Source organism: Bacillus cereus group sp. MYBKT111-2, assembly GCF_051915205.1.
Lineage (GTDB): Bacteria > Bacillota > Bacilli > Bacillales > Bacillaceae_G > Bacillus_A > Bacillus_A paranthracis.
Genome location: NZ_JBQAEG010000003.1, coordinates 134,902 through 151,125, shown reverse-complemented (window position 1 = coordinate 151,125; position 16,224 = coordinate 134,902). Strand labels below are relative to the sequence as shown.

The window sequence follows — 16,224 nt, the reverse complement described above, 5'->3', positions numbered from 1 at the left end:
TCTGGGGTTTTATTTATTCAATAGTAAGTTTTGGCTCCGTGATACGAATGGTACACCCCATCAGTTTTATCGGTTGTAAATCAAAAGAAAGATATATTTACAAGGGCTCTTAACAAGTCTTACGAATCCAAAAGTCTCTTTATTCTTTATTGCGTTTCTGCCGCAGTTTATAGATACAAAGGCTTCAGGTCCTATACCTTTTATCATTTTAGGAATTACTTTTACAGTAACTGGACTATTGTGGTGTTTATTTGTTGCTTATTCCTCTTCCTATGTCACCAAAAAATTAAGAGGAAATCAAAAGGTAGGAATGATTCTAAATAAAGTAACAGGACTGATTTTTATTGGGATGGGGTTAAAGTTGCTTCAAACAAAGGCTCCTCAATAAACATGAATAAGAAAAAAATGCCCCCTTCAAGAGTTGTTATCTTTGCTTTAAGCTAATTTCTATATATTAAAAAACCCCTTCAAATTTTGAAGGGTTTTTTTTGCATGTTATTTTGGTTTATCTAAAAATTTATTTTATAGTGAATGATCTATTTTAATCAATTGTCATGTGAATATGTCCTCCAATGACAAGGTTAAATCCATTCATTTCGTCATCGTAGCTTCGTTATCTTGCTATTACATTCCAAAATGCGTACAATAGCGTGCCTTCAAGGTTATACTGATGCTGGAGGTGATTCAAAGTGACATACGATTGGAAAATGAATTCGAAACAAACTAATTCACAATCAGATTCTTACAAGTGAATTCCATCAGTATACCATTTGGTTTATAAACGAATGTGGAAGTATCTTTCGGAAGATGAGCTTTTCATTAGCTAGAAGATTTTTAAACATCTAGTCATCATTTGAAACTAAAATCGTTTTTATATTAGGTTTCGAATTTTTATGTGGTACAGACATTAGTTGAAAGGTAGGTTTCGCCTGCTTTGACTTATATCGCAAACTTGATAATTTATAAAGCTGGATTTGACGGGGGGATATTATGAAAGGTAGCAATCATTTTAATTTTCACAAGCTTTGGTTAGGACAGTCTATAAGTTTATTAGGTACTCAGTTTACAATAGTAGCTTTGCCGCTTTTTGCATTAGAGGTGTTACAAACAAGTGAAGCAAATGCTGCTATACTTCGTGGGGTTATATTCGTCCCTTATCTAATTTTTGGGTTAGTAGCCGGTGCTTTAATAGACATTTTTCATAGGAAAAATATTTTGCTAATTTGTAGTATATGTCAAGGAGTATTGTTTTTATCAGTATTCATACTGACTGTAACAAATATTATAACGTTCCCCTTATTGGTAGTTGTCATGTTTTTAAATGGAATATTCACCACATTTTACAACATCGCTATTCCTTCTTTCTTACCGGAAATAGTAACAGATAAAGACAACTTAAAAAAAGGAAATGCTCAACTAGCACTTTCAGAGTCTCTTTCTATAGTAATTGGTCCTATGCTAGCTGGAATCGTCATTACTCTAGTTGGATTAACAGGTTCATTCACTGTTGACGCAGTAACGTATTTTGTTTGTTTTATGTTTGTATTATTTATTTCAAAGTTTAAACCGCATACAGAGGGTTCTTTAAAAGACGTAAATATAAAATCCATATACCAAAACATATATGAAGGTCTGATATATTTCAAAAAACACCCTGTATTAGAGCCAATTGTGACATGTGGTGCTGTTTACGGTTTTTTTAAATACATACTAAATAGTATTTTAGTAATATTCCTTTATAAGGTAATGGGTCTATCTGAAATTGAAATAGGGTTTGTTGTAGGTTCAGCAGCGGTCGGATTTTTAATAGGTAATACGGTTCTCATGAAAAAAAGTCAACAAATTAATAATACAAAAATGCTTATTTATAGCGCTACTGTATCAGTTACCGGTTTGGCTTTTATACCGATAATGGGATATATGGGAACAATTTACGGTATAGTAGCCGCAAGTATTATACATGGTATGGGAGAAGGTGTATTTGGCCCTTACGCCGCAACTATACGACAACTTGCCTCACCAAATCACATGCTGGGCCGAGTAAATGCTGTACAGCGCACGCTTAATTGGGGAGCTTGGGCATTGGGAAGTTTTGCTAGTGCACTTTTAATTTCTATATTCGGGCTTCAAATTACATTATTTATAGGGGGATTTGGAACAACATTGTGTTTAGTGGCGTTGTTAAGACGAGGCATATTAAAAGGAACTGACATTGAATATACGAGTTCATTTTAGGGGAGCTGATATTGATGCATAAGGTATTAAAAGGAACTGACATAGAAAATAAACCACATATTTTATTTATAGGGGGATGGACAAAGCCTATACAAGATGCATTAGACAGTGGGTACACTGTTTCCTATATAGGATCTTACGCTAGACACATATATTTTGATGGATTTATCTTAGAAAAATGTTTCTATAAAAAAGAAATAGATACAACAAACATACCCTTATCTATATACTATGCTGAAGAATTATTTAAAGAGAAACCTTTTGATGTGGTTGTATCTTTCAACGAAACCGCATTAGATACGGCTTGTATAATTGCAAAGATTTTTAATGTTAAAGGACCTTCTTACAATGCTAATATGATAACTCGTAATAAAGACATGATGCGTGAAATTCTAGCAGGTAAAGACTTTTCGATAGATTCGACAGTTTGTAATAATACTGAAGACATTAATGAATTTTTGAATAAAAAAGATAGTGTTATAATAAAGCCGCCGATTGGGGCAGGGGGTAAAGGAGTATGTAAGCTAGACTCGGGAGATGACGTAGGGGTATTTATTGAAGAAAATGGTATTCAACTACCTGTTTTAGTGGAAGAGTATATTGCAGGTGATATAGTTTATACGGTTGAAACCGTTTCTTATAACAAAAAACATTCTATACTTGCTATATCAGCTGAAGTATGTAAAGAAGATACATTTCTAATAAACTATACGATTATGCCGGCACCTATAGATGAATCTCAAAAACAATTAATTATGGAGAAAGTAATGATGTTTTTGAACGACATGCAAATGGAAAATGGCATTACTCATACAGAAATAAAGTTAGACAAACAAAATAAGCCAATAATTATAGAGTCTCAAGTTAGAATAGGTGGGGGCAACATCTGGAAGATGGTGGAACTAACAACTGGCATATCTCAATTTGGATACTATTATGATGCGCTAAATACTGAGACTATAGATGAATTTAGATGTGTACCTTCAAAATGTCAAGCTATGTCTTTAAGCTTGATTCCAAAACCAGGTTGCTTAAAAGAAATCAAGTATAAAGGGTTAACTAACATATCCGAGGTCGTATTAATTGATCTAGTAGTAAAAGAGGGCGATACCATACCAACTATTATAGATAGCACGCAACGCAAAGGGGCTATATTATTTACGGCTAATGATATAAAACATATGTATGAAGTTGCAGAGGAAATATGTAACAACATAACGTTTGTTTATGAGGATTTCTCAGAATGGAAACCTTCTTTTAAAAAAATATATGTAAAAAGAAATGTGGCAAATGACTGGTCTATATAACAAAGGATAATTTAAATCACATGTCTCTATTAACCAAAAATCGGATAAAAATGTATTAGCTAGAGCCATGTTTTTTGGTGAAAATGACGAGTTTATATAACGAGTCCTTCAAGATCAATTACAATGAGCCGGTTTATCCTTAGTAGGACAAAAATTGGCTTTTTTGTATGAAAATGTGCTTAGTGTGGTTTTTGTTCGAAATACTGGAGAAATCCCATTGCTATCATGTAAAGAAATACATTCTTCCCTAAAATGAAATTTTAGTTTGATAGCGACGAGCTACTGATTGTGGAAAATCTCCAGGCTTCTATTAGCTGCTTAGTTGAAGAATTTGTTCCATAGCTCTTAAGGTATTGTAATATAAATAATAAAATTATCCTTCTGCCATTCATTTAAGTGGCTCAATCTCTACATCTTATGAATTCCCTGAAAGTACTAAAACTACGCAAAATAATTAACCATCCTATGCAATAAAGTTACTCCACTAAAGGGCCATATTGTGGTACTGTTAAGGAAAAGCGAGTAATTGCGTTGTACAAGGGGGTGTTGGGGTGAATGTAATTGCGTGGTTGATCGTTGCTTGTGAAATAGGGTTTTGGGTTGTTATAACTTTAGGTCTGCTCACACGATATATCCTTAAGAAAAATAAATTAGGATTGTTTTTCCTAGCTTTAACACCTGTTATTGATTTAATTTTATTAGTTGTTACGGGTGTCGACTTGTATCGTGGTGCGACTGCTACCCAAGTGCATGCAATAGCTGCTGTTTATATTGGAATCTCAATTGCATTCGGTAGGAGTATGATTGAGTGGGCTGATATACGCTTTCAATATTATGTGATGAAACAAGGAGCGAAACCAGTTAAAAGATTTGGCATTGATTATGCAAAACACTACTTTAAAAGCTGGGGACAACATGTGCTTGCTTTTCTAATAGGTGCCGGAATTTTATTTGTCTTAATCTATTTAATTAACGATTCTTCTCGAACAGAAGTGTTGGCCGGCTTTCTAAAAGTATGGACACTTGTGTTAGGTATCGATCTTTTGATTGCCATAAGCAATTTTATTTGGCCGAAAAGGAAAAAAGGGTAACAATTTAATAATATCGCAATTGGGCGCGATTGTTGAGCAAACACAGGTAGAAAAATGATTCACTAACAACAAAAAAACCAAGCATTTTGATCGAGTTTTCTTTCAAAATATTTGGTTTTTTTATCGAAAAATCAATTTTTGTAGCATGCTTTTGATCAAACTTTATTACAAACCAACAGCATTTATGGCAAGCTTATGGGTTAATAATTAATCCACGGGGAAGGTATGTTGATTTACGTTAATATTGAAGACGTTGATGATCCACTAAGCTTCGCAAGGAAAGTTAGAAGAGCGTTATGCAATTAACCTATTTATTAAGTTAGATGAGCAATAGGAAAGGATCTTTCGATGGAAGATCCTTTCCTATTATTCGTAAGTAATAGATTATGCTAATTAAAATATCTCGGATTATTAATGCTTTTTCAATGGTTTCACTAAATACTTGAGACAGCCTCTTTCCATTTTTTGCTTCAAGTTCTTTCATACATAAGATGAAGATTTTTATGAATTAGGTTTACTTGACTAGCAGACGAACGTATTTTTTGCAAGAATCGACATAATAATCTCCATTTTTATTGTAGTATCAGTGTTTAGTAGAAAATAAATATATACGACAAATTTTGACAAAGAAAGGATTTTATTTTTGTTATGCTATGAAAGTTATTGATTTGTAATGTGTATATAGGAGGATTTTTAAATGTCAAAGAAATTGTTATTATTTGCACTTATGAGTTTATGTGTAATTGCTTTAAGTGCTTGTAAAGGTAATGAAGAAAAGTTAAAGGGCGCGCCAAATGAGCAAAAAGTGGATGAAGACAAAAAAGTAGAAGAAGAAAAACGTAAACAAGAAGAGCAACAAAAAGCAGAAGAAGAAAAACGTAAACAAGAAGAGCAGCAAAGAGTAGAAGAAGAAAAACGTAAACAAGAAGAGCAACAAAAAGCAGAAGAAGAAAAACGTAAACAAGAAGAGCAACAAAAAGCAGAAGAAGAAAAACGTAAACAAGAAGAGCAACAAAAAGTAGAAGAAGAAAAACGTAAGCAAGAAGAGCAACAAAGAGTAGCTGAAGAAAAACGCAAGCAAGAAGAGAAGAAAGCTCAGCAACAGCAATCTACACAACAGGAGAGAACACAAAAACAAGAAAAACCGACACAAGCAACAGGTGGGAAACCAACAAGATCACAAATTTCAGTTGGTTCACATGTAGTTATTCAATTGGATAATGATTATAGTAAAACTGTAAGTGGCGTTGTGAAAGACATTTTGACACATAGTGAAACACATACATACGGCATTAAAGTTCGATTACAAGATGGACAAATTGGCCGTGTTCAAAGTGTTAAATAATGAAAAAAAGATTTGACTACTTTTCAAATGAATTAAAATTAAAAAACTCGGTTCTTTCGTAAAGGAACCGGGTTTTTGCGTTTTGTTGGTGCTACCACACCTCTATAAAGTTATTAGATACAAGATAATAGATGTTTTTATAATTTGAAAGATGAGGAAACGAACTTGTAGGGAGTATTAGAAGCATGTATAAGAAGATGAAATCAATGGAGAAAAGGAACTGGTTTTTAAGTCTGGGCTATGGACCTATCCTCTCGTTCTAATCCACTAAAAAAAGAACTTCCCCATACCCATTAGACTACTAAGCATTCCAATTCCATTCATAGTGCCTTTTCCTACTGTAAGTAAGTTTCCAAGCATTCCTGGCTGACCGTAACCTCCGTTATTGCCCCATCCCATGGGGCTTACCTGTCCTCCCCATCCTGGAGAGTTTCCGAAAATACCCCCGTTATTGTTACTGAATTTAAAAGCTTTAGCTGGCGGTGATAGTAAAGCGGCAAGATGTCCTTGTGCAAACATCCCTGTATGATTGAATGGTTGAGCCCAGGGGATGGGAGGTTTTTGATAATTAAAACCTGCATGGCTTGGTAATGGAGTCCAATTAGCAGGATGTCCTTGGGGCATCATCCCTGCATAATGGATTGGCTGACCAAAAGAGAAGGGAGGAGGATCGGGAGTGAAAGTCATATAATTGGCTGGTGAATCCGAACCAATTGGATAGAAGCGACAACTCCAATCCTCACAAATCTTCAAACCACTCATTTCGTCAGCTTTATTTATTTGGGGCTGTGAATATAATGATGACATTGAATTTTGGTTATTATATTGTTCCTCGTTTTCCTTTGAATTCACATACCAATATTGGTGCATAAGCTTATTCCCCTTACTTTAAAAATGTAATGTTAGACTTAGCCTATGTAATATTTCTTTTTATGGATGGTTACATAACTAGATTTCCAAGCCTGTATTTAAAGGAATGGGTGTGTGGGCTGTCAGTAAAAAAACATGGATTAAAGTTTCGCTTTATTTTAGAAGGGTATTTTCATTAGCTCTTTTTGTTTATTTTAGCCTAATGTAATTTCGGTTAACAAACGTGTTTACATATTCATTCAAAATTTTAAGCTGGGTAAGTAGAATTGCTAAAAAGAGAATATCCATTCGAAGAGTTTGGCAAAATACTGCAAGGGTAATAAATTCTCGTGCAAATATGCAAACGAGTTAAATTAATCAATGGAATTGATAATGAAGGAGCAAATCAATCTATGAGTGAAACGTTACATAAAAGAAAACCACCATATGTAATGCTTGTAATCCTTTTTATTGGGGCATTTGTTTCATTTCTAAATAACTCGCTTTTGAATGTGGCCTTGCCATCAATAATGAAGGATTTAGATATTAAAGATTATTCAACGATCCAGTGGCTTTCTACAGGGTATATGCTTGTAAGTGGTATATTAATTCCGGCATCAGCATTTTTAATAACACGCTTCTCCAATAGGAGCTTATTTATTACATCTATGGTGATTTTTACTCTTGGTACGGCTTTAGCGGCTGTAGCACCGAACTTCGGTTTATTACTTACTGGTCGGATGGTTCAAGCAGCAGGTTCTTCAGTGATGGGACCTTTGTTAATGAATATTATGCTAGTAAGCTTTCCGAGAGAAAAAAGGGGAACAGCAATGGGGATTTTTGGGTTAGTTATGATTACAGCTCCAGCAATTGGACCGACACTATCAGGTTATATTGTAGAGTATTATGACTGGCGTTTGCTTTTTGAAATGATTTTACCGCTAGCAATCATTAGCTTACTGTTAGGGATTTGGAAATCTGAGAATGTCATGAGACAAAACAAAAATGCAAAACTTGATTATCTCTCATTACTATTATCTTCTGTCGGTTTTGGCGGTTTGTTATATGGATTTAGTTCTGCAAGCTCCGATGGTTGGACAAATAAAGTTGTCGTAATAACCTTAATCATAGGCGCTATTGCCCTAATTGCATTCATTATTCGTCAATTAAAAATGAATGAACCGTTATTGGATTTACGTGTTTATAAGTACCCAATGTTTGCACTTGCGTCTGTAATTGCAATTGTTAATGCGGTGGCTATGTTTTCAGGGATGATTTTAACACCGGCTTATGTACAAAATGTCCGTGGTATTTCGCCGCTGAGCTCTGGGCTAATGATGCTTCCAGGTGCGGTAATAATGGGAGTTATGTCACCCATTACAGGTAAACTATTTGATAAGTATGGCCCTCGGCTTCTTGGTATAGTAGGACTTTCCATTACAGCTGTTTCAACTTATATGTTGGCAAATCTGCAAATCGATTCTAGTCACACACATATTATCCTTATTTATACGCTGCGGATGTTTGGGATGGCGATGGTGATGATGCCACTTATGACAAATGGCCTTAATCAATTGCCAACTCGCTTAAATCCGCACGGTACAGCTGTTAATAATACAGCTCAACAAGTGTCCGGTTCAATTGGTACTGCTATTCTTGTTACGATTATGAATTCTGTAACAAAAACAAAAGCTGAAAGTTTAATGGCTCATGTAGATCCAACAACCTTCACAGAAGCTACGAAGGCAATGGTAACGCAGAAGGCTTTGTTATCCGGAATTCAGCATTCATTCTATGTAGCGCTTGGCATGAATGTTGTTGCACTACTATTAGTTTTTTTCGTTAAACGTGTAGATACAAGCGCGGAAGCTGTCGAGAGGTTAAATCGATAGAGCAAAATAAAAATCGAGATGATGATTTCTACTAAAAGGGGAAAAGAGATGAAAGAAAAAGTGAAATAATTACACAGAATGAAAAAGGATTTGATATGAATATCAAATCCTTTTTCATTAGCAACAGAGTATACTTGCTTATCGTATTTGTTTGAATTGACATGAGAAACTACTGGTTTTCCTAATACTACAACCTTTAGCTCTCAATTTCTAATAAACATTATAATAATACGCCTCATTGTAATATATTATTTTTTCTGCAAGGTATAAATCTAATGTCAATAGACGGTTTAGATTACCAACCTTATAAGCAATATCATAATCGTGAATAGTTATGGAAAAGATAAAATAAGGTAATCAATTACATATCTTTATCCCAGGCGATTCATTGCTATCTTCTTTTTATTGAATGGGATATTTTAGTATTTTTTGAAAGGGTGTTTGTAATGGATAAAAAAGTATCTGCCATTCCTCAGCCGAAAACATATGGACCGCTAGGGAATCTCCCATTAATCGATAAAGATAAACCGACTCTATCGTTTATTAAGCTGGCAGAAGAGTATGGTCCTATTTTTCAAATTCAAACTTTGAGTGATACCATCATTGTCGTTTCTGGACATGAACTGGTAGCGGAAGTTTGTGATGAAACAAGATTTGATAAAAGTATAGAGGGTGCTTTAGCAAAGGTTCGTGCTTTTGCTGGAGACGGACTATTTACAAGCGAGACTGACGAGCCTAACTGGAAAAAAGCTCATAATATTTTGATGCCTACATTCAGTCAACGGGCAATGAAAGATTATCATGCTATGATGGTCGATATTGCCGTGCAACTCGTTCAAAAATGGGCAAGACTGAATCCGAATGAAAATGTAGATGTCCCAGGGGATATGACTCGCCTTACATTAGATACAATTGGTCTATGTGGTTTTAATTACCGATTTAATAGCTTTTATCGTGAGACCTCTCATCCTTTTATCACTAGCATGACCCGTGCGCTAGATGAGGCGATGCACCAATTGCAGAGACTGGATATAGAAGACAAACTTATGTGGAGAACGAAACGTCAATTTCAGCATGATATTCAATCTATGTTTTCTTTAGTAGATAATATTATTGCTGAACGTAAAAGTAGTGGAAATCAGGAAGAAAATGATTTACTTTCCCGTATGTTACATGTGAAGGATCCGGAAACGGGTGAAAAATTAGACGATGAAAATATTCGTTTTCAAATTATCACTTTTTTAATAGCTGGACATGAAACAACAAGTGGATTGTTATCTTTTGCAATCTATTTTTTATTAAAGAATCCGGATAAATTGAAAAAAGCCTATGAAGAAGTAGACCGTGTTTTGACAGATCCCACTCCAACATACCAACAAGTTATGAAGCTTAAGTATATACGGATGATTTTAAATGAATCACTACGTTTATGGCCGACTGCTCCAGCATTCAGTCTCTATGCAAAAGAAGATACAGTAATTGGTGGGAAATATCCAATTAAGAAAGGCGAGGATCGTATTTCTGTCCTTATTCCGCAGCTACATAGGGATAAAGACGCGTGGGGAGACAATGTGGAAGAATTCCAACCTGAACGATTTGAAGAGCTGGATAAGGTTCCTCATCATGCTTATAAACCATTTGGAAATGGTCAGCGAGCATGTATCGGTATGCAGTTTGCACTTCATGAAGCGACACTCGTAATGGGAATGCTTCTTCAACATTTTGAATTCATCGATTATGAAGACTATCAGCTGGACGTAAAACAAACATTAACGCTAAAGCCTGGTGATTTTAAGATTAGGATTGTACCTCGAAATGAAACTATTAGCCATACTACTGTTCTTGCGCCTACAGAGGAGAAACTGAAAAACGATGAAACCAAGCAGCAAGTTCAGAAGACTCCTTCCATTATTGGAGCCGATAATCTTTCACTGCTTGTTCTGTATGGTTCGGATACAGGGGTAGCAGAAGGTATTGCAAGAGAACTAGCAGATACGGCTAGTTTAGAAGGTGTTCAAACGGAAGTGGCAGCTCTTAACGATCGAATTGGAAGTTTGCCAAAAGAAGGAGCGGTTCTTATTGTAACTTCTTCTTATAATGGAAAACCGCCAAGTAATGCAGGACAGTTTGTGCAATGGTTGGAGGAATTGAAACCAGATGAGCTAAAAGGTGTTCAATACGCAGTTTTTGGTTGTGGAGATCATAATTGGGCTAGTACTTATCAGCGAATTCCAAGATACATTGATGAGCAAATGGCTCAAAAAGGAGCAACAAGATTTTCTAAACGCGGAGAAGCAGATGCAAGTGGTGATTTCGAGGAACAGCTCGAGCAATGGAAACAAAGTATGTGGTCTGATGCGATGAAGGCATTTGGATTGGAACTTAACAAAAACATGGAGAAAGAACGCAGTACTTTGAGCCTGCAATTTGTCAGCCGTCTTGGAGGATCTCCTCTTGCGCGAACATATGAAGCAGTTTATGCATCTATACTAGAAAATCGTGAACTTCAATCATCTAGCAGTGAAAGAAGCACGCGACATATTGAAATATCCTTGCCAGAAGGGGCTACATATAAAGAAGGAGACCACCTTGGGGTACTACCAATTAATAGTGAGAAAAATGTCAACCGAATTTTAAAACGCTTTGGATTAAACGGGAAGGATCAAGTCATATTAAGCGCAAGTGGGCGCAGTGTAAATCACATACCTTTAGACAGTCCTGTTCGGTTATTTGACCTTCTTAGTTATAGTGTCGAAGTGCAAGAAGCAGCCACTCGAGCACAAATACGAGAAATGGTGACATTCACAGTATGCCCTCCTCATAAAAAGGAATTGGAATCATTATTGGAAGAGGGAGTTTATCAAGAACAAATATTAAAGAAACGTATTTCAATGTTAGATCTTCTTGAAAAGTATGAGGCTTGTGAAATCCGATTTGAACGATTTTTAGAACTTCTTCCGGCGCTCAAACCGCGTTACTATTCTATCTCAAGTTCTCCACTCGTTGCCCAGGATCGTCTAAGCATTACGGTTGGTGTTGTAAATGCGCCTGCATGGAGCGGGGAAGGGACATATGAAGGAGTCGCTTCTAATTATTTAGCTCAGCGTCATAATAAAGATGAGATTATCTGTTTTATTCGAACGCCACAATCAAACTTTCAATTACCTGAAAATCCAGAAACACCAATTATCATGGTTGGACCAGGCACTGGAATTGCACCATTCCGTGGATTCTTACAAGCGCGTCGTGTTCAAAAGCAAAAAGGTATGAAGGTAGGAGAAGCACATCTATACTTTGGTTGTCGTCATCCTGAAAAGGATTATCTTTATCGTACAGAACTAGAGAATGATGAAAGAGAGGGATTAATCTCTTTACACACAGCTTTTTCTCGCTTAGAAGGACACCCTAAAACATATGTACAGCATGTAATAAAAGAAGATAGAATCCATTTAATTTCGTTATTAGATAATGGGGCCCATCTTTATATATGTGGTGATGGAAGTAAAATGGCTCCTGACGTAGAAGACACCCTTTGTCAAGCCTATCAAGAAATTCATGAAGTCAGTGAACAAGAAGCAAGGAATTGGTTGGATCGTTTGCAAGATGAAGGGCGATATGGAAAAGATGTTTGGGCTGGTATATGAATGTTTCTTAATTAAATAAGTAATATGTAACGAATGACCTTCTTTCGAATAAGTGAATAACTCATTTATAAAAATCCCGTATTTTCATTGAATGCGGGATTTTGTTTTTTTTAGTAAGTTGGACTGATACTGTAGAGAAATAGGTAATTCATTTGACAATTAAAATGACCTACTATAATATATATGCTATAGCATATAATTAATAAAATGAATACATTCACTGTGAATAATTGACTGGTATGCTATACTCTTTTATATATTAATTTATAGAGGTGATATATGAACTTACATGATTTAATAGGCTATCTTGTTCATCGTACTGATGTGAAAATGACGAATTATTTTACGAAGAAATTAAAGCCTTTTGGAGTTACGCCAGAGCAGTGGGGGATTATTAGTGTTCTTTGTAGCCAAAGGGCCACTACTCAAAAAGAGTTAGCAGAAGCAATTGATAAAGATCAAACTACTGTCGTAAGAATGATACAGTCAATGGAGAGAAAAGGGATTGTAAAGAAGGATTTGAATGAGCAAGATCGACGTTCACATAACCTTTTTTTAACTGAAAAAGGTGACGAGTTAAAGAAAACAATCTTGCCTGTAGTGACAGACGCTCACCATTTCGTTACGAGTAATTTGAGCGAAGAAGAGATTAAAGTATTACAATCATTATTAAACAAATTGTATGATACACGCTATTAATACTTGTTCCTTATTGATGCTATGCTATTTATAAGGAACAAACTTTGTTTTATGTGTGCTATAACATGTAGTTTCGTTTAGAGGAATGGGAAGATAGCTTTATTTTGTATGATATCTGATTCAGGATCACTTTTTTACCTAGTACCAGTCAAATTTTTGTATTATATATGCTATAGCATGTAATTTTTATCCCTTTAAAATTGAAGCAATTTCCCTATGGTCAATCTCAGGAAATAGGGTAAAGGTAGTGATTACTACCTGAACAATACCGAGTTTTCATCAAATAATAAGAAAGGTGTGATTACTATTTTAATTTTCATCAATATTGTAAAAGTAGTGTTGTTTGTTTTCTTTTTAATGACAGGTACGAAAATTATATCTGGGAAAATGGCAGATGAGTTCAAGCGATTTGGTTTACCTTCGTTTTTTAATTTCTTAACCGGAGCTTTTGAGATTGTAGGAGCGATTGGAATGTTAATAGGAATTTGGATTCCAACAGTAGCTTTATTAGCAGGATTGTTGTTAGGCGGTACGATGCTTGCAGCTGCATTAACTCTTATTGTACTAGCGAGAGATCCCTTTAAGAAAGCAATACCTGCGCTTGTTTTGTTCATCCTTAGTGTAGGGATAAGTTTGTATCATATTTTTTAAACATAACTTAAAACTGTTTGCGTTCAAATTGCTACCGTTTTGTGGGTATTTTATAAATAGTATGATTTTCAAATTAGTGGTGGAATAATAGCAATACGAATGTAAACAGTATCATCGTTAGAATCAAAAAAATTATAATTAGTAAAAGAAATGGTAAGAATTTTATATTAAAAATAGGAGTGAGTAAAGATGGCATATTTATTACAAGTTGATTTTCCGTTTGAAGGTCCTTTTGGTGAAGAAATGGAAAAAGGATTTTGGGATTTAGCAAACAGTATTAACGAAGAAGAAGGATTCCATTGGAAAATATGGACAGAGAATCAAGAAACAAAAGAAGCTGGAGGCATCTATGTATTTGAAGAAAAACAAGATGCTGAAAAATACGCGGAAATGCACAAGAACAGACTTGAGGCAGCTGGTGTTAAAGATATTAGAGTGAAAATTTTTAACATCAATGAAAAGTTAACGGAACTGAATCGTGGGTATACGAAATAATTTTGAAAGTCGGAGCAAGCGTAAAAGGAGAGGGATAATTTTTACTGAAAGGCAAAAATGTTGAAGTTTAAGGCTAAATCTAGCTATGAAGACATGTTGTTAAACAATCATATGATAATAGAAGAGGAGTGGGGGATCCACTCCTTTTATCACGACAATTAGGGGTACCACCAGCATTTCGGAAACAGACAACGCTAAGCAAAAAATAAAATGAGTTTTTTGCTACAAGTTAGCACAAAATTTCGCTCTGGGGGCATTTACCTTTCTTAACTTGATAGCAATGTGGTGCTACCCCCAATAGAAAAGACTACATGAAAATAAAAAATAAGTAAAAATGTGGAGAATTATTTGTCTGAAAATATAGAATTTTTAACAAGAATTCATAATTATGTTATATAATGATGTTAACAAACCATATTTTAGGCATTACCCCCGATTGTGTAGAATAAATAATTTTTCGAGGAGCTAAAGTATTTGGCTAAAAGAACTTGTAGCGGGGCCTGCTACAAGTTCTTTTATGTTTTTAGTAAAGCAAAATAAGAAAAAAGGAGGGAATACAAGAATGACAAGAAATTTTAAGAAAGCAGCACTTAACTCGTTAGATGGGAAATGGGGAGTAGGTATAGGAGTATCAGCTTTATTCTATTTTGTACCGACCTTAAGTGCATCAGCAATAGCCACTTTCATGTATTTAATATTTGCACTGTTTATCGGGATAATTGGCCCGGATGCATTATTTATTTATTCAATTGGTGGAGAACCACAAGTAGATCCAACAGCACTTGCTGTACTTATTTTAAGTTATATTGGTTTAGGTGGGGTTTGTTTTCTAATTTATAGTCTCATACAAGGTATCTTCAATTATGGATATTCTGTTTTTACTTTACACTTAGGGAAAAAAGAAGATGCTAAGGTAGACTAGACGATGTATTTTCGGGATTTAAAAAGAAGAATGTGTTTAAATCAATGAAATTGGGGCTGCTGCAAGCTATTTTTCTATTTTTATGGAGTCTCTTATTAATTGTTCCAGGTATTATTAAATATTTTTCTTATTCCATGTCGTATTACATATTAGTAGAGAATCCTGATTATACAGCAAGTGAAGCATTGAGAGAAAGTAAAAGAATAATGAAAGGACAAAAGCTAAAGTTATTTGTTCTTTGGTTATCATTTATAGGATGGTTTTTATTAGCCGCATTTATCGGAATGTTTACATTTAATCTATCATTTATTTTTATTTATCCTTATTACAACACAACTGTCTCACATTTTTACTTAGATTTAATTAAAAAGCAGGATATTGGAGAAGCGAAGGTAAGTATATAAATAGGGAAAAAAGTATGTTTAAGGTGACAAATATACGTAGTTGAAAGTGGATATGTGTTTAAGAATATCCACTTTTTAATATTATATTAAAAGTCTTAAGCTACTGGTTATTGTGATTTGGGGAAGGATACCGCAAACGTGATTCCCCATGTCTTGATTGCCTGTATACCCTACACTCCGATTACAGTCCACCCATTACTTCGTAACATATTATTCTACCATTTTCACTTCCTTATAACCCTGATATTTTCTATTTCCTTTTTTATTGTAACGAAAAAGGACTGCATACAACCCACAGTCCTTATCAAATCCCATTTTCTCTTATACAAATAGCAATGAGTTGCAGTGAAGAGGAATATTCCTAGAGAATATAAAAAAGAAAATCAATCTAGAAAGGCTATCTAGTTCGATTTTCTTTTATTGGATTTTTAATTAATGCATTTTTACTCTTAAAATAAAATTCTCAACGATTGGATTATTCTTTACTACCTCAAAATCGGGTCTAATCTTAAAGTCAAATCTTTTATTTTGTAAGAGAAAAAGCATTGCAACTTTTTTATAACAGTTAACCGTTATTTTAAATCCACAAAAAAGAGGTATTACCCCAACGCTATCAACCTAAGAAATCACGATAAATAAAGATGGCTCCTTACTGGAAATTTTTTGATTTAATCAGACTATATTTCAATA

General features: G+C 34.7%; 10 protein-coding genes and 3 pseudogenes. 12 read left to right on the top strand and 1 reads right to left on the bottom strand.

All coding sequences use genetic code 11. The features are described 5' to 3' along the window. Positions 1–85 precede the first annotated feature (85 nt). From ACTFNE_RS09525 to ACTFNE_RS09500, 6 genes and pseudogenes are all read left to right on the top strand, one after another. Positions 86–388 (top strand): annotated as a pseudogene (locus tag ACTFNE_RS09525) (LysE family translocator); the annotation flags it as partial. Between the two features lie 602 nt (positions 389–990). Then, positions 991–2,235 (top strand): MFS transporter, encoded by a 1,245-nt coding sequence (locus ACTFNE_RS09520; RefSeq protein ID WP_000678801.1) that lies wholly within the window; start codon positions 991–993, stop codon positions 2,233–2,235. Between the two features lie 14 nt (positions 2,236–2,249). Then, entirely contained in the window at positions 2,250–3,542 is a 1,293-nt protein-coding gene (locus ACTFNE_RS09515; protein ID WP_270705974.1) for an ATP-grasp domain-containing protein, read from the top strand. A 551-nt stretch (positions 3,543–4,093) separates the two neighbouring features. Further along, on the top strand, positions 4,094–4,633 hold the full coding sequence (locus ACTFNE_RS09510) for a hypothetical protein (protein ID WP_074533225.1): 540 nt from the start codon (positions 4,094–4,096) through the stop codon (positions 4,631–4,633). A 228-nt stretch (positions 4,634–4,861) separates the two neighbouring features. Next, a pseudogene (locus ACTFNE_RS09505) lies at positions 4,862–4,939 on the top strand (DUF1259 domain-containing protein); the annotation flags it as partial. A 391-nt stretch (positions 4,940–5,330) separates the two neighbouring features. After that, complete coding sequence (locus tag ACTFNE_RS09500; RefSeq protein WP_439997978.1) at positions 5,331–5,978, top strand: YwbE family protein; 648 nt, start codon at positions 5,331–5,333, stop codon at positions 5,976–5,978. A 267-nt stretch (positions 5,979–6,245) separates the two neighbouring features. On the opposite strand, the gene ACTFNE_RS09495 is transcribed toward ACTFNE_RS09500, so the two are convergent. After that, complete coding sequence (locus ACTFNE_RS09495) at positions 6,246–6,848, bottom strand: hypothetical protein (RefSeq protein WP_270706096.1); 603 nt, start codon at positions 6,846–6,848, stop codon at positions 6,246–6,248. 392 nt (positions 6,849–7,240) lie between these two features. Here ACTFNE_RS09495 and ACTFNE_RS09490 point away from each other — a divergent pair, with 392 nt between their 5' ends. The 6 genes and pseudogenes from ACTFNE_RS09490 (at position 7,241) to ACTFNE_RS09465 (ending at position 15,534) form a co-directional block, all read left to right on the top strand. After that, positions 7,241–8,719: a DHA2 family efflux MFS transporter permease subunit gene (locus ACTFNE_RS09490; RefSeq protein WP_086708326.1), complete on the top strand. Its 1,479-nt coding sequence runs from the start codon at positions 7,241–7,243 to the stop codon at positions 8,717–8,719. 446 nt (positions 8,720–9,165) lie between these two features. Beyond that, positions 9,166–12,363 (top strand): bifunctional P-450/NADPH--P450 reductase, encoded by a 3,198-nt coding sequence (cypD, locus tag ACTFNE_RS09485; protein ID WP_270706097.1) that lies wholly within the window; start codon positions 9,166–9,168, stop codon positions 12,361–12,363. A gap of 279 nt (positions 12,364–12,642) precedes the next feature. Continuing rightward, positions 12,643–13,062 carry a MarR family winged helix-turn-helix transcriptional regulator gene (locus ACTFNE_RS09480; RefSeq protein ID WP_001048555.1) on the top strand — a complete coding sequence of 140 codons (420 nt, stop codon included), beginning with the start codon at positions 12,643–12,645 and terminating at the stop codon, positions 13,060–13,062. Positions 13,063–13,362: 300 nt separating this feature from the next. After that, complete coding sequence (locus ACTFNE_RS09475) at positions 13,363–13,713, top strand: DoxX family protein (RefSeq protein ID WP_046199621.1); 351 nt, start codon at positions 13,363–13,365, stop codon at positions 13,711–13,713. 189 nt (positions 13,714–13,902) lie between these two features. Beyond that, entirely contained in the window at positions 13,903–14,208 is a 306-nt protein-coding gene (locus ACTFNE_RS09470; protein ID WP_000323770.1) for a monooxygenase, read from the top strand. A gap of 562 nt (positions 14,209–14,770) precedes the next feature. Beyond that, a pseudogene (locus ACTFNE_RS09465) lies at positions 14,771–15,534 on the top strand (DUF975 family protein). Positions 15,535–16,224 lie beyond the last annotated feature (690 nt).

Coding starts and splice junctions, on each gene's coding strand:
- ACTFNE_RS09490 (WP_086708326.1), top strand. CDS start 7,241: ATGAGTGAAACGTTACATAAAAGAAAACCACCATATGTAATGCTTGTA.
- ACTFNE_RS09500 (WP_439997978.1), top strand. CDS start 5,331: ATGTCAAAGAAATTGTTATTATTTGCACTTATGAGTTTATGTGTAATT.
- ACTFNE_RS09515 (WP_270705974.1), top strand. CDS start 2,250: ATGCATAAGGTATTAAAAGGAACTGACATAGAAAATAAACCACATATT.
- ACTFNE_RS09520 (WP_000678801.1), top strand. CDS start 991: ATGAAAGGTAGCAATCATTTTAATTTTCACAAGCTTTGGTTAGGACAG.
- cypD (WP_270706097.1), top strand. CDS start 9,166: ATGGATAAAAAAGTATCTGCCATTCCTCAGCCGAAAACATATGGACCG.
- ACTFNE_RS09495 (WP_270706096.1), bottom strand. CDS start 6,848: ATGCACCAATATTGGTATGTGAATTCAAAGGAAAACGAGGAACAATAT.
- ACTFNE_RS09480 (WP_001048555.1), top strand. CDS start 12,643: ATGAACTTACATGATTTAATAGGCTATCTTGTTCATCGTACTGATGTG.
- ACTFNE_RS09470 (WP_000323770.1), top strand. CDS start 13,903: ATGGCATATTTATTACAAGTTGATTTTCCGTTTGAAGGTCCTTTTGGT.